The organism is Bacillus cereus group sp. MYBK220-1 (assembly GCF_051916445.1).
In the GTDB taxonomy this organism is placed as follows: Bacteria; Bacillota; Bacilli; order Bacillales; family Bacillaceae_G; genus Bacillus_A; species Bacillus_A cereus.
The window spans coordinates 124,333-138,025 of sequence record NZ_JBQAGQ010000008.1 but is presented as its reverse complement, the minus strand read 5'-3'; the positions used below and the strand labels follow the sequence as shown (position 1 = coordinate 138,025).

The following is a 13,693-nucleotide window of genomic DNA, read 5'->3' as shown; positions in this document are numbered from 1 at the left end:
TATATTATGGTGTGATTTTTTTGAGGAAATTTTGCACTAATTTATAAAGAAATATGTACGAGCTATCTTATTATATATTCAATTTATTTTTTGAGGAGGAGCTGCTCAACTAATTTATTAAAGGGGTTTTGTTTGTGGAGCAGTTTCCGAATTCGTTATCAATTACATTGCTTGGTAGTGCTGGTGGAGCAGCAAAAGCAGTTTTAGCAATTTTAAATCAAGCGATAGCAAATGAAAAAGATCCAATTTATGAAGTATTAAAGAATGCTAAATTTCATTTGGTGGATATAAAACAAAAAGATAGGAATTATTACGATGAGTTGTTTTCGAATTTGAAAGATCAATTATATTTATATGAAATAAACCTTCAAAATGTAGTGGAATTTAAAAAACATTTAAAAGAAAAAAGAACGAGTGTTGTGATTGATGTTTCAGGGGCAGATACAATTAGAGTATTAAGCTGCTGTAATGAACTAGGAATTTGTTATATTAATTCAGCCTTGGAAAATGAGGCAGTAGATCAGGACGATAGCTTAATCGGTTTTCAGCTTACGGAAAGATATACAAGGTTTGAGAAGGAGAAAGAGAAATTTACAAATACAAAAGCGATTATAGGTTCAGGTATGAATCCAGGTGTTGTTCAATGGATGGTTGTTGAGCTTATGAAGGAACGACCAAATGAAAGGCCAAGAGCATGTTATATTGTAGAACATGACACATCATTTTTGAATGATACAGCACTTATAAAGCCACATACACTTTATGCTTCATGGGCAGTAGAGCGATTTTTAGATGAAGCGATCTGGAGCTATCCGATGTATATGAGTCATCATCGTCCTCTTTACTTTTATGAAGATGTATATTCTTCAGAGTATAAAGTGAAGTTAGGAGAAAAAGAATTCTATGGTTGTTTAATGCCACATGAGGAAGTATTAATTTTAGGGAAAAACTTCAATATGGAAGTTGGTTTTCTTTATCGAATTAATGAGTATACAACAAATATAATTAGACAGAACTTAGATCAAGTAGAAGATTTATGGAACTGGAATCGTAAAGTGTTTAATCCAGCGGAAGAAGAGGTTGCTGGAGAGGACTTGGTCGGTGTGTTACTCGTTTATGAAAATAGTGAGACATATATGTATAATGTGATGAATAGTAGCCAAGTTTTTCGTAAATATAAAACGAATGCAACGTATTTTCAGGTAGGGTGCGGGATTTATGCGGGCTTGTCCAGTTTACTTTTAGATCAATTCGAACAAGGTGCTTATTACGTCGAGGAGTTGTTATTAAATACAGAAAGTAAGTACGGTGAGTATTTAAATTTATATATGAAGGATTTTGTAATGGGGCATAATAATTTTACGGATGGATTGTTACATGACAGGGTAAGATGGATGTAAGTTGTTACCAAAAGGAAGGAGAGATCTCCTTCCTTTCAGTATTATAAGGTTAAATATTGCCCTGAAAGCAATTTCATACTTATACTTTAAGGAGATAACAATGAAAGTTTTTTGTATCGATCAAGGGGAGTTTTTATATGAATAAATACAAGAGCTTGATTTATGAAGAAAGAAGAGCCTTAAAGGTATTTATATTATTATTTTATATTATATTCTTTTTATATGACGCTATATATTATTTTTTATATCCTGCTATGAATATTAGTGGAACAGCGGTAGGGTGGCCAGAAGGTGGTCTTGGGGTAGGTGTGCCTATATTTGTAATAGCATTATTTCCTATTTCTATATATCTTCAAAAAAGAGGGTATGTATATTCTGTAAAATATTTATTTTTATTTGGGTACATGTTTATCAATCTTGTGAATAATTTAATGATTTATTTGCGAACGGATAGACCTTTTGAACATGGCAGTATGGTAGAAATGTTATTAATTTTATTTGCCCCAGTTTTCGTGAATAAAAAATACTTTTATTTAGTGTCCTTTAGTGTAATTGGAAAGTACGTATTTTTCACATTGCTATTACAAGATTTAAAAGTGATAATTCCACTTGTTTTATGTGTATTTTATTTCATTATTTCACATTCTTTATTAAAACGATTTCAATCTTATGTAAGAACAGTGGTTGAAATGATGAACAATATGAAAGAGACGGAAAATTTAGCTGTGATTGGGACTATGTCTACAACAATTGCCCATGAAATTCGAAATCCGTTAACAGCGTTAAAAGGGTTTACGCAAATGCAAAAAGAAAGAAACCCAACTGATACGATGAGCTACGACATTATGCTACAAGAAATTGAAAGAGTCAATGGATTTGTTAGTGAATTGATGTTGTTAGGAAAACCAAAGCCAACAAATTATGAAAGGTGTAATATACGAGACATCCTTCTATATGTTGTGCATCTAATGGAAAGTTATGCAACGCAATATAGAGTTAAATGTCATTTACAAGTAGATGGGAATTTACCGGCTATAAACGGTGATGATAAGCAATTAAAACAAGTGTTATTAAATATCATTAAAAATGGAATAGAATCAATGCCAGAGGGTGGAGAAATTCATATCCGTGCATATCAAAAAACGCAAGGACATTTGTGTATTTCTGTTGAAGACCAAGGATTTGGTATAGAGAATGAGAAGTTAGAAAAAATCGGCAAGGCGTTTTACACAACAAAGGAGACTGGTACAGGACTTGGATTAATGATTACATATAAAATTATTAAGGAACATCAAGGGAGTATCACGATCCAAAGTAGTGTAGGAGTAGGAACGAAAGTAGAAATTTTTTTGCCTACCTTTTAATGTATTGGGAGAAAAGATTTTTCAGAAAAGTGTTCTTGTTGTGTAAATATAAACATTTTATAAAATGTTTCAAGAAGGGTTTTTTTTATAAAATACTTCGTTTATAATGGAGGAAAATATCGACATGAGATTGATTGCTCATGTAGCGGTTCAGTAGTGTTATGAAAAGATAAGAAGGGGTGCACACGCATCCTTTTTTCTATGCAGATATTATGAAAGAGGTGGTATGATGGAATTAACATTAAATTCGACTGTATGTTTACACACGATTCAATTTCGAAAAGAGCAAAAGAATTATACTGTAAAAGACACAATTACAGGAGAAAAATATGAAATGCCGCCACTTTGGATTGATGCATTGGCAATGATGCGTGACGGTTTTTTATTGGGGGAAATTGAGGAGAAATTAAAAGAAGAGTATCCATCCGAAGAAGTGAATATGTTAGCATTCACGAAGCAACTGTTAGAACTAGAACTTGTTGAAATGGTAGATGGGGAAGAAATAGCTTGTACAAAGAAGAAAGAGAAGGATTATTTAGCTTGGTTACGTCCTCATGTTGAGCAATTCTTTCTTAATTTAAATAAAAAAAATAGAAGCAAAGGTCAATGATGATCTTTGCTTTTTTGTATAGTTTGTTTAAAAAATTACAGCAAATGCTCTTGCAAAAGCACCGTCGCTATCTTTAATTTTTAAAGGTGCTGCTGAGAAGAAGAAACGTTTCGTGTGAATGGCATCTAAGTTTGTTAAGTTTTCGATTAAATAAATATTATTCCCAAGTAGTATGTGATGAATTGGTGATGTTTCTGTCGTTACCTCATCAGGAGAAATAAAATCTAAACCGACAGATTTTACTTTTAATTGTACTAGTTCCTCGGCTAATTCTTCAGAAAGATAAAAAGCTTCTTTCTCATACGCCTCCGTGTTCCATTTAGTAGATAGATTGGAATGGAAAATAACAATATCTCCTTCTTTTATATCAGCATCGTGCAGTACTTCTTTAGGTAGTTTTCGTTCTTGTACATGAGTTACATCAATAAGAACAGCTTCACCTACAAATTGATCCAGCGGTAATTGATCGATGGTCGTTGCGCCTGAAATAAAATGCGCAGGAGCATCACAATGCGTGCCAACATGAACGACAGAATGAAAATCTGTAACTTGATATCCTGATTCTTCAACACTTGTAACAGCTTCTAGTTGTATTTTAGGTGTTCCAGGAAATTGAGACATATTATTTTCAAATGTTTGTGATAAATCAATTACTTTCATTTTACATACCTCCAATATATGTTTTTCAAATAATAAAAAGCTCATCCTTTAGTATCAAGAAAGATGAGCTTTACATGCTAGTTGAGTTTTATCTTCCAAAATGCAATGCATTTTGCAGGAATTAGCACCTATTCAGTTTGTATAAACTGAGGTTGCTGGGCTTCAAAGGGCCGGTCCCTCTGCCTCTCTTGATAAAGAAGTATTCAGTTTTAAAATCGGAATTTTCCGATAGTTAAATTGTAATTCATTTCCTTTTTGCGTGCAATACAAAATAGGTATTCACCCAAATAAAGCTGCTCGCATATTGTAGCTTATGTAAATACAATGCTGCGAAGGAGTGAGTGCAGTGACAGGAAATGTATTGAATTATTATGCTGGTGGTAATACAGCTAGGGGATTTCACAATTTATACGAAGAGAATTTAAAAGGATTAGACAGATTATTTATCTTAAAGGGTGGCCCAGGAACGGGAAAATCTTCTTTAATAAAGGCAATAGGTCGTGAATGGGTTGGAAAAGGATATGATATTGAATTTTTACATTGTTCTTCTGACAATAAATCGGTTGATGGTGTAATTATCCCACAATTAAAAGCAGGAATTGTTGATGGGACATCACCGCATGTTATTGAGCCAAAAATGCCAGGAGTTGTTGAAGAGTATATAAATTTAGGAATTGCTTGGGACTCAGATAAACTAAGAAAGCAGAAGTTAGAAATTGAAAGATTTGTTTCAGAAGCAAGCAAAGCTTTTCAGTCTGCTTACGCACGTTTTAAAGAGGCATTGGTTATACATGATGAGTGGGAGAAGATATATATTGATAATATAGATTTTAATAAAGCAAATGAACTAACCGATCAGCTAATCCAGAAATTATTTGCAGATAAAAGCGGGAGACAATCGCTTGTCAAACATCGTTTTTTAGGAGCTGCTACACCGAAAGGAGCAGTTGATTTTGTTCCTAATTTAACAGAAGGGTTACCACATCGTTATTTTATAAAAGGGCGCCCAGGCTCTGGAAAATCAACGATGCTCAAAAAGTTAGCTAAGGCAGCTGAAGAAAAAGGGTTTGAAGTTGAAGTATATCATTGCGGATTTGACCCGAATAGTCTTGATATGGTTATCGTAAGAGAATTAGGTTTTGCAATTTTTGATAGCACCGCACCACATGAATATTTTCCAAGTCGCGAGGGTGATGAAATTATTGATATGTATGCCCTTATTGTTACGCCAGGGACGGATGAGAAATATGCGAAGGAAATTCGTGATGTTTCCATTCAATATAAAGCAAAAATGAATGAGGCGATGTCTTTCTTAGCGAAAGCAAAATCGATTCGTGATAAATTAGAACGAATTTATATTGCTGCTATGGATTTTTCAATAGTAGATGCATATAAAGAGGAGATTCAAAAAGAGTTTGAACGAATTGCTGCTACTGTAATTGAAAAGCAACAATAGACGTTTCATTAGGCTGTCAGTAATTTCTGACAGTTTTTTTAGTATGTAGTAAAATTAATAGTGTATTGTCGAATTTCCAAGGAAATAATCAAAAAATGGAGATGTTATGAAATGAGAGAGAAAATCGAGTTGGAGTTAGAAAGAATTGAAAAAGAGAATGATGTAAAAATTTTATTTGCGGTGGAATCAGGGAGTCGTGCTTGGGGGTTTCCATCGAAAGATAGCGATTATGATGTTAGGTTTGTTTATATACATCCGGTAGAATGGTATTTATCAATTCATGACAAACGAGATGTAATTGAATATCCAATTAGTGATGATTTAGATATAAGTGGTTGGGATATTAAAAAGGCGTTGCAACTATTCGCGAAGTCGAACCCAGCTTTACTTGAGTGGATTCGATCACCAATTTTTTATTCGAAAAACTCTAATTTTCCAGAACTACTTCAACAGATGAGTGAGAAGAATTTTGATCCAAAAGCAACGATATATCATTATTTACATATGGCGTCGAAAAATTATCGTGAATTTTTGCAAGGTGAGAATGTAAAGCTGAAAAAGTACTTTTATGTATTACGTCCCATTTTAGCTTGTAAGTGGCTAGAAGAGAAAACGACTTTACCTCCTGTAGAGTTTGACCGATTAATTACAGAATTATCATTAGAACGTAGCGTATTAGATGAAATTGAAAAGTTGTTAATAAAGAAAAAAGCAGGTACTGAATTAGATGTTGGATTGAAAATTAAGGTGCTAAATCAATTTTTAGAAGAACAAATTCATTACTATCAGCAATATGTAAAAGGAATTGAAAAGGGATCAGGAATCGATATTGAGAGTTTAAATACATTGTTTCGAGATATGTTGTTTGAAGCATATGAAAAAGAGCACAAGTAAGTTTGTGCTCTTTTTATTTTGTAGGAATGAAGAAAACAGATATAGCTGCGATAAGACCTGCAAAGGAGAATAAGTAAAAATTCCATGCTAAGTCATATTGCATTGTCATAATAATACCGACGAGAATTGGGCCAGCAATTGCACCAACTCGGCCAAGCCCCAGTCCCCAGCCTAAGGAGGTAGCTCGGATATGTGATGGGAAGTATTGTGTTACATATGCATTTAATATTTGAGTAATACCGACTGATCCAATACCAGCAAGGCCAATTAAAAGATAAATGATTGTAACAGATGGTTTGATTGTTAATAGTCCGATACATATGGCTGCCATAAGATAAGAGATGCTAATAACAATTTTTGCGCCTATACGATCAGCAATTGCTCCAGCAAATAATGCGCCGATAGCTGCGGTAATATTTAGCATAAGTAGAAAAGACAGACTAGATCCAAGAGGATATCCCGCCTGGCGCATCATCTGTGGTAACCAAGTGTTTAAACCATATATTAAAAACATTCCCATTATATAAGTGATCCAAAAAAGTAGTGTTGCTTTTATATATTCTTTTGAGAATAAAGTGAAAAATCCATTTTTCTTTCGTATAGTAGATGGAGCTTGATGAGTTTTATTTTTTATATGAAATTCAATTTGAAAACGATTAAGAATTTGGTTCACTTCTTCTTGGCGATTACGTGATAATAAAAATTGAATGGACTCGGGTAAATAGCGAATAATGAAAGGAATGAGGAGTAGTGGAATCATTCCGATACCAAACATAATTCTCCATCCGAAATCTTCTAACATAAGCATGGACAAAATAGCACCTAACACGATACCTAAAGGATAGCCAGTAAACATAAGAGCATAAATAAAAGATTGCCTTTTTTTGGGTGAATATTCAACAGTGAGTGCTGAAGCCGTAGGGATAACACCGCCTAATCCGATTCCTCCTATAAATCGAGATAATCCAAATAACTCAGGAGAAGGAGCGATAGCCGCTAAACCCATTGTGATAGAAAAAAGTGCTAAACAGCATATAAGCGTCCATTTACGCCCAATTAGATCTGTAATCGTTCCAACTAGAATAGCTCCAATAAACATCCCAAATAAAGCATAGCTTGCAATTGTACCAGCATGCGCTGGTGATAGCGCCCAGCTTTTGTCTTCTAGGAGCTTTGGTAGAACGGCACCGTAAATACCTAAATCATATCCATCAGCTAAAATGGCTAGCCAACAAATAAAAACAACAAGTTTTGTAATAGAGCTTGGAAAGATAGTTTCTGTAGATTCTAGATGAGGTGGAGCTGAAGGTTGCATAATATTCACCCCTTTTAATTTGTAGATGAATATATTATTTTATTTAATGTTAATATTTTCCTCCTTGTGTCGAATTTTATCTGAAAAGGGTTTATAACAAATAAAGAAGTTCAACAGTAATTTTGTTGAACTTCTTTATTTGTTTACTCATTATCAACTCGTTTTAACGGTTGATCTGCTGGGCCTTCAAGAACGTCTCCCTCAATTGAAAAACGAGAACCATGGCAAGGGCAATCCCAAGTACAATCACCATTATTCCATTCAACTTCACAGCCGAGATGTGTACAAGTTGTATCGACGATATGTAATTTTCCTTCTTTGTCCTTATAAGCACCTGCTCGTTTACCGTTAACATGTACGACAGATCCTTCACCAACTTCGAGATCTTCTGGCTTACGTAATGCGGTTTCAATCTTTCCTGCAATTAAATGTTTCGCAACATCAATGTTTTGGGAGAGGAACGTTTTTATATCTGGATTTGCATGGAAGCGTGATGGTGCATACAGTTCTTTATAGGGACTGTGAACTTTTAGGATGGAGTCCTTCAGTAGGTGAGCGGCAGCAGTTCCAGTTGTCATTCCCCATTTGCGATATCCAGTTGCAACAAATATATTTGGATTTCTTTCGTTAATATGTCCGATATAAGGAAGCTTATCTAGAGTGATTAAATCTTGTGCTGACCATCTATAAGGAACTTCGTCTATTCCAAAAGTTGCTTCAGCAAAAGAATAGAGTGCTTCATAATGAAGCATCGTATTTATTCCTTGTCCTGTTTTATGACTCTCTCCGCCAATCAAAATTAATTTTTCTCCATTGTTTGTTATATAGCGTAAGGAGCGCTTTGGATCATCAATACTTAAATACATGCCACCTGGATAATCTGTTTTTGCTTTTATTGCAAGAGCGTAGGAGCGTTCTGCGTACATTCGCGTAAAGAAAAAGCTATTCGCATCATAAAAAGGAAAATGTGAACAAGAGACGACATATTCACAAGTGATATGATGGCCCTCTTTTGTAATTATTTGTGGATAATCTCCCTTTTCCACATCCATAGCTGTTGTTTGTTCGTAGAGCTTTCCGCCCATCTCCACAAACTTTTCTAAAAGTGTTTTTAAATAAAGAAGGGGATGGAATTGTGCTTGATTTTTCATTACAAGTGCAGATTGTACTGGAATAGGAATCGATAGAGATTGAACATAGTCACAAGGTATATTTAATTTTTGATAAGCTTCATATTCTTTCGTTAAATTTCTTAATCCGTTATCGGTAGTTGTATATAAATATGAATCTTCATTTGAGAAATTACAGTCGATTTTATATGTTTGAACAGTTTCATTTATGAATTGTAGAGCCTGATTATTTGATTCATAGTAAAGCCCGGCCTTTTCTACACCGAAATGATTTATTAATTCATCATAAATAAGATCATGTTGTGCTGTTACTTTCGCTGTTGTATGCCCAGTTGTTCCATTTAAAATACGACCAGAATCAATTAAAACAACATCGATGCCTTCTTTTGCAAGTAAATAGGCGGTAGTAATACCTGTAATACCAGCACCGATAATAGCAACTTTCGTCTTTATATTTTCGGATAAACGAGGGAAAGTAGGAAACTGAGTAGATTCAATCCAATAAGATAGCGGCAGTTGTGGAAATGTATCACTTGTCATTGCGGAAACCTCCTGATTTTAGAACAATTTTCCTTTTAATATTTCCATATTATATGAAATTCATGTGTGTTGTTTTAGAAGTAGTCTATTTTTATTAAAAGAGGTTATAAATTATTTTAATATAATTAATTAGATGGGGCATTATGAAGTGGTAGGATTTATATAAAACTAAATTCAAGGGATTCTGTTTGTTGATTACATAGGGAGTTATTGAATGAGATAGAGTCTATGGCGTTTAAGAAAATGTCTATATATAGTGGGTAAATCCTTATGGAATCTATACATTTTCTTTAGTGAAATAAAGTATGATTATAAAAATATAACCACCTTTTATTACTAGGTCATAAAAGGTGTTGACAATATAGAAATTCTATTGTTATGATTCATCATGTGGAAAGGTTGATAGAGAGTAAAAAGAGAAATGTTTTTCATTGATAATAAAAGCGAAAAATAAGTGACGATAGAGTGAGTATATTTTCCTTATAATAGATGCTTTTTGGATCATCTAGTAAAATCAATCTGGAAGCAAGAATTGATATATGTAAGTTGCGCAAGGCGCGGCATAAGAAAGGAGCAAAAGGATGAAGGAGCTTCATACGTTTGGGTGGTATGCAGCACGTGTATCACCACATTTGCCGAAAAAAGCATTTAAACCAGTGCCTACTCGTTTATTTGGTGGACTGGCTTATTTGCTTGTGGCATTGGCGGGGTTAATATCGATTGGTGTATTTGAATTGAATGTGTGGGCGAATCTAGGAATTGCGATTGTTCTTGGATTATGTTTTGCTTCACTAGGATTTTTAGGGCATGAAATTTTACATGGAACTGTTGTAAGAAAGGCATGGCTTCGTGACTTCTTAGGCGCGATTGCATTTATGCCATTATCAACAGGGCCAAAGCTTTGGAGAAAGTGGCATAATGCAACGCATCATGTTCATACACAGCATGAAGAGAATGATCCAGATGCATGGCCGACACTTGAGAAACTTAAGAAGAGTAAGTTTTTGAGTTGGGTATATCGTATGCCTTTACATGTACGTTCATTCTTTAGTTTTCTGTCACTAACAATTCAATTTACATTGCATTCGACTCGAATGTTCTTTCATTTTATAAAAGAGTTCAAGTCATCCAATCAAAAATCTGTATGGCTTCAACTTCTTTTGCCTTGGACAGTTTGGATTAGTTTATTGTTTATTATGGGACCTGGAAAATGGTTATTTGCATATGTCATTCCGTTGTTAATTGCTAACTTTATTGTAATGGCATATATCGCAACAAATCACCGCTTAAATCCAATTGTTCCAGTAAATGATCCGTTAGCAAACTGTTTGTCAGTAACAGTGCCGCGTTGGGTAGACGTTTTACATTTCAATTTCTCATATCATACAGAACATCATCTGTTTCCTGCTATGAGTTCTAAATACTATCCGTTAGTAAAAGAGAAGATTAAAGAAATGTGGCCGGAACGCTATCATGAGATGCCGATGACAAAAGCTTTGGCAGCGCTATGGAATACACCACGTGTGTATTATCAAGGAAGTGAATTAGTGGATCCGCATAGAGAGCATTTCTATGGTTCTTTAGGAAATGGACTAGATCCTCATAATATTTCATATCGTGAGGAACATATAGAAGAAGAAAAGAGTATTAAAAAAGTAAATCAGTAAAAATTAATATATTTTTGCAATGAAAAAGCAAGCCATCTCAGGCTTGCTTTTTCTTATAAAGAAACTTCCTTTTTGTTCCTTTTATGGACTTGGACGGAGTTAGTTTCTTTTCGTTGTAATCGTTTTTCTAAAAGATTAACAAAATAAGTAAATAGAAGAACAAGTACGAGATAGTATGCACCAACGATTATGTAAGTATCTAATTGTTGGAAGTTACCTGCTGCAATTGATAAACCTGAACCCCATAATTCGGACATTCCTACATAAGCAACAAGTGAAGAATCTTTTAATCCGATAATAAATTGGTTTCCTAGAGGAGGAAGAGACAGACGAAATGCTTGTGGTAATATAATTCGTCGCATAGCTAAAGGATAAGGCATGCCTAAAGAGCGAGCTGCTTCTAATTGTCCCCGGTCAACGGATTGAATAGATCCACGGAAAATTTCCGTAATATATGCACCGTTATGAATTGCTAAAGCGATTGCACCTGCCCAAAAAGGGGTGAAAACAACAACGGATGTAATTCCAAAATATAGAATGGCAATTTGAACAATTAAAGGTGTACCACGAATAATAGCAATGTAGACATGAGCGATACTATTTAAAACTTTATTGTTAGAGATTCGAAAGAAAGCGAATAATAATCCAATTAATGAACCGAGTACTAGGGAAGTTAATGTTAATTGTAATGTGACAATAGTAGCCTTTAAGAGTGTGGGATAGGAAGAGATAAAAATTTCAAACATGCGTTTCACCTCATATTGTATAGATTTTAGTAGAGAATGAAATGCCCCACATAAAATGAACATTTAATCAGTGGGGCACTGTTTATGAATCTTTTGAATGGCTAACTTACTTCGTTTTTTCCTCTTCACCGAGAATATTACGCCCGAACCATTTTTTACTGATCTTTTCATACGTACCATCTTTAATGATTTCATCTAACGCTTTATTTACTTTCTCAACCATTTCTTTATCATCTTTGCGAATAGCAATTCCCATTTCATCAAGATTTAATGGTTTTCCGGCTTCTTTTATATTTGATTTTCCTTCTTTTATCATACGTAGACCAACCATTTGATCCGTAATTACTGCGTCAACACGCCCAGGCTCTAAATCCATAAGAGCAGTAATATCGCTGTCATATTCTGTGATTTGATCCGTATATTTTGCAACAAGATTTTTAAAGGTACTAGCTTTTACAACACCAATTTTCTTACCTTTTAAATCTTCTGGAGAAGAGATAGCGTTATTCTTTTTAGCTACAAAAATTTGGGCGCCGGAGCGATAGTACGGATTTGAGAAACTAACAGCTTTTAAGCGCTCCTCTGTAATTGCCATACTACCCAGTATTACATCATATTTCTTCGCTTGAAGACCTTGAATCAGCGTTTCCCATGGGTTTGTAACTGGCGTAGCCTTCATGTTCATCTTTTTAGCAAGAGCTTCACCGATTTCTACATCAAAACCGACAAGTTTGCCGTCATTTTCTTTATAGTTAAAAGGTTTGTATAATCCACTCATCGCATAGCGAAATTCTTTTTCACCATTTGTTGAAGTAGTAGAGCTTTCTTTGCTACAAGCTCCTAGTATGAAAGATGTACATAGTGTAATGCTAGCAACAATGGTTAATAGTTTTCTTTTCATAAAACCCCTCCTATATATTGATCATACGGATGGTTTTTTAGTATGTTATTGAAATATTTTATTTGGATGATTAGTTGTGCACCGTATGAATGTATTCTTTTTTGTTCGAAACAAAAGTTACATTATAAAACGTTGCGTAAAAATTGTTTTGCCCGTTCATGTGATGGAGCTGAAAAGAATTGTGCTGGCGGAGCATCTTCTACAATCTTTCCATCATCCATAAAGATGACGCGATCAGCTACATCTCTTGCGAAATTCATTTCATGAGTAACAATAACCATTGTCATCCCTTCTTCAGCAAGTTCTTTCATAACTTGCAATACTTCTCCAACAAGTTCAGGGTCTAAAGCTGAGGTAGGCTCATCAAATAGCATAATCTTAGGGCTCATTGCAAGAGCTCGTGCAATGGCAATGCGCTGTTTTTGACCACCTGAAAGAAGATGAGGAGTTACATCTGCTTTATCTTGAAGGCCGACTTTTTGGAGAAGTTGAGTTCCAATATCCTTTGCATTTGCTTTCTCTAATTTTTTTACGTGAATAGGTGCTTCTATGATGTTTTCTAGTGAGGTCATATGAGGAAAGAGGTTAAAGTGCTGAAAAACCATACCGACATTTTCACGGACTTTATTTAAATTTGAATGCTTTGGATCAATTCGCTCACCTTGTAAGTGAATTTCGCCTTCATCGTACATTTCTAAAAAGTTAAGACAGCGAAGTAATGTACTTTTACCAGAACCACTGGCACCAATTAAAACAACAACTTCTTTTTCTTTTACTTCTAAATCAATTCCTTTTAACACATCAAGTGTACCGAATGATTTTACTAGATTTCGAACTTGAATCATACAAAACCCCCAGTTAAAAATATATTTTACAAATGTTGCCCCTTATTTCTGTTATTAGTCATAAATTGTCAGAATCCTTTATTTTTTTCGTGCAATTTGATATTCAAAGAAATAATATTTTTTAAAATCTCTATATCCTTCTATAATGAAAATATGGATAATAAT

The 13,693-nt window shown here is 34.3% G+C and carries 12 protein-coding genes and 1 riboswitch; of the genes, 6 read left to right on the top strand and 6 right to left on the bottom strand.

Annotation, left to right across the window (positions count from 1 at the left end):
- Positions 1-134: 134 nt before the first annotated feature.
- The 3 genes from ACTFRU_RS24660 (at position 135) to ACTFRU_RS24650 (ending at position 3,374) form a co-directional block, all read left to right on the top strand.
- Complete coding sequence (locus ACTFRU_RS24660) at positions 135-1,400, top strand: hypothetical protein (protein ID WP_000434716.1); 1,266 nt, start codon at positions 135-137, stop codon at positions 1,398-1,400.
- 137 nt (positions 1,401-1,537) lie between these two features.
- Complete coding sequence (locus ACTFRU_RS24655) at positions 1,538-2,764, top strand: ATP-binding protein (RefSeq protein WP_046392320.1); 1,227 nt, start codon at positions 1,538-1,540, stop codon at positions 2,762-2,764.
- Positions 2,765-2,993: 229 nt separating this feature from the next.
- A complete protein-coding gene (locus ACTFRU_RS24650) occupies positions 2,994-3,374 on the top strand; it encodes a hypothetical protein (RefSeq protein WP_000424119.1) in 381 nt (126 codons plus the stop codon).
- A gap of 27 nt (positions 3,375-3,401) precedes the next feature.
- On the opposite strand, the gene ACTFRU_RS24645 is transcribed toward ACTFRU_RS24650, so the two are convergent.
- Positions 3,402-4,034, bottom strand: coding sequence for a cyclase family protein (locus ACTFRU_RS24645; protein ID WP_000862983.1), 633 nt, complete (start codon positions 4,032-4,034; stop codon positions 3,402-3,404).
- Between the two features lie 85 nt (positions 4,035-4,119).
- Positions 4,120-4,232, bottom strand: a riboswitch (SAM riboswitch).
- A 148-nt stretch (positions 4,233-4,380) separates the two neighbouring features.
- Between ACTFRU_RS24645 and ACTFRU_RS24640 the strand changes: the two genes are divergently transcribed.
- On the top strand, positions 4,381-5,490 hold the full coding sequence (locus ACTFRU_RS24640) for a PRK06851 family protein (RefSeq protein ID WP_046392321.1): 1,110 nt from the start codon (positions 4,381-4,383) through the stop codon (positions 5,488-5,490).
- A gap of 111 nt (positions 5,491-5,601) precedes the next feature.
- On the top strand, positions 5,602-6,384 hold the full coding sequence (locus ACTFRU_RS24635; RefSeq protein ID WP_001208237.1) for a nucleotidyltransferase domain-containing protein: 783 nt from the start codon (positions 5,602-5,604) through the stop codon (positions 6,382-6,384).
- Positions 6,385-6,397: 13 nt separating this feature from the next.
- Here the strand turns inward: ACTFRU_RS24635 and ACTFRU_RS24630 are convergent, their stop codons facing one another.
- Entirely contained in the window at positions 6,398-7,699 is a 1,302-nt protein-coding gene (locus ACTFRU_RS24630; RefSeq protein ID WP_025710042.1) for an MFS transporter, read from the bottom strand.
- Positions 7,700-7,842: 143 nt separating this feature from the next.
- On the bottom strand, positions 7,843-9,369 hold the full coding sequence (locus tag ACTFRU_RS24625) for an FAD-dependent oxidoreductase (RefSeq protein WP_000199978.1): 1,527 nt from the start codon (positions 9,367-9,369) through the stop codon (positions 7,843-7,845).
- A 581-nt stretch (positions 9,370-9,950) separates the two neighbouring features.
- On the opposite strand from ACTFRU_RS24625, the gene ACTFRU_RS24620 reads away from it, so the two are divergent.
- Positions 9,951-11,036: a fatty acid desaturase family protein gene (locus ACTFRU_RS24620; RefSeq protein ID WP_000661226.1), complete on the top strand. Its 1,086-nt coding sequence runs from the start codon at positions 9,951-9,953 to the stop codon at positions 11,034-11,036.
- Positions 11,037-11,089: 53 nt separating this feature from the next.
- Here the strand turns inward: ACTFRU_RS24620 and ACTFRU_RS24615 are convergent, their stop codons facing one another.
- The 3 genes from ACTFRU_RS24615 to ACTFRU_RS24605 all read right to left on the bottom strand — a co-directional run bounded on the left by ACTFRU_RS24615 (position 11,090) and on the right by ACTFRU_RS24605 (position 13,528).
- Positions 11,090-11,845, bottom strand: a complete 756-nt coding sequence (locus ACTFRU_RS24615) for an amino acid ABC transporter permease (RefSeq protein WP_116269189.1) — start codon at positions 11,843-11,845, stop codon at positions 11,090-11,092.
- 43 nt (positions 11,846-11,888) lie between these two features.
- A complete protein-coding gene (locus ACTFRU_RS24610) occupies positions 11,889-12,683 on the bottom strand; it encodes an ABC transporter substrate-binding protein (RefSeq protein WP_000823768.1) in 795 nt (264 codons plus the stop codon).
- A 122-nt stretch (positions 12,684-12,805) separates the two neighbouring features.
- Complete coding sequence (locus ACTFRU_RS24605; protein WP_006926159.1) at positions 12,806-13,528, bottom strand: amino acid ABC transporter ATP-binding protein; 723 nt, start codon at positions 13,526-13,528, stop codon at positions 12,806-12,808.
- Between the last annotated feature and the right edge of the window lie 165 nt (positions 13,529-13,693).

Excerpts from the sequence above, each read along its gene's own strand:
- ACTFRU_RS24655 (WP_046392320.1), top strand. The coding sequence starts at position 1,538 with ATGAATAAATACAAGAGCTTGATTTATGAAGAAAGAAGAGCCTTAAAG.
- ACTFRU_RS24650 (WP_000424119.1), top strand. The coding sequence starts at position 2,994 with ATGGAATTAACATTAAATTCGACTGTATGTTTACACACGATTCAATTT.
- ACTFRU_RS24645 (WP_000862983.1), bottom strand. The coding sequence starts at position 4,034 with ATGAAAGTAATTGATTTATCACAAACATTTGAAAATAATATGTCTCAA.
- ACTFRU_RS24635 (WP_001208237.1), top strand. The coding sequence starts at position 5,602 with ATGAGAGAGAAAATCGAGTTGGAGTTAGAAAGAATTGAAAAAGAGAAT.
- ACTFRU_RS24630 (WP_025710042.1), bottom strand. The coding sequence starts at position 7,699 with ATGCAACCTTCAGCTCCACCTCATCTAGAATCTACAGAAACTATCTTT.
- ACTFRU_RS24625 (WP_000199978.1), bottom strand. The coding sequence starts at position 9,369 with ATGACAAGTGATACATTTCCACAACTGCCGCTATCTTATTGGATTGAA.
- ACTFRU_RS24620 (WP_000661226.1), top strand. The coding sequence starts at position 9,951 with ATGAAGGAGCTTCATACGTTTGGGTGGTATGCAGCACGTGTATCACCA.
- ACTFRU_RS24615 (WP_116269189.1), bottom strand. The coding sequence starts at position 11,845 with ATGTTCATTTTATGTGGGGCATTTCATTCTCTACTAAAATCTATACAA.
- ACTFRU_RS24610 (WP_000823768.1), bottom strand. The coding sequence starts at position 12,683 with ATGAAAAGAAAACTATTAACCATTGTTGCTAGCATTACACTATGTACA.
- ACTFRU_RS24605 (WP_006926159.1), bottom strand. The coding sequence starts at position 13,528 with ATGATTCAAGTTCGAAATCTAGTAAAATCATTCGGTACACTTGATGTG.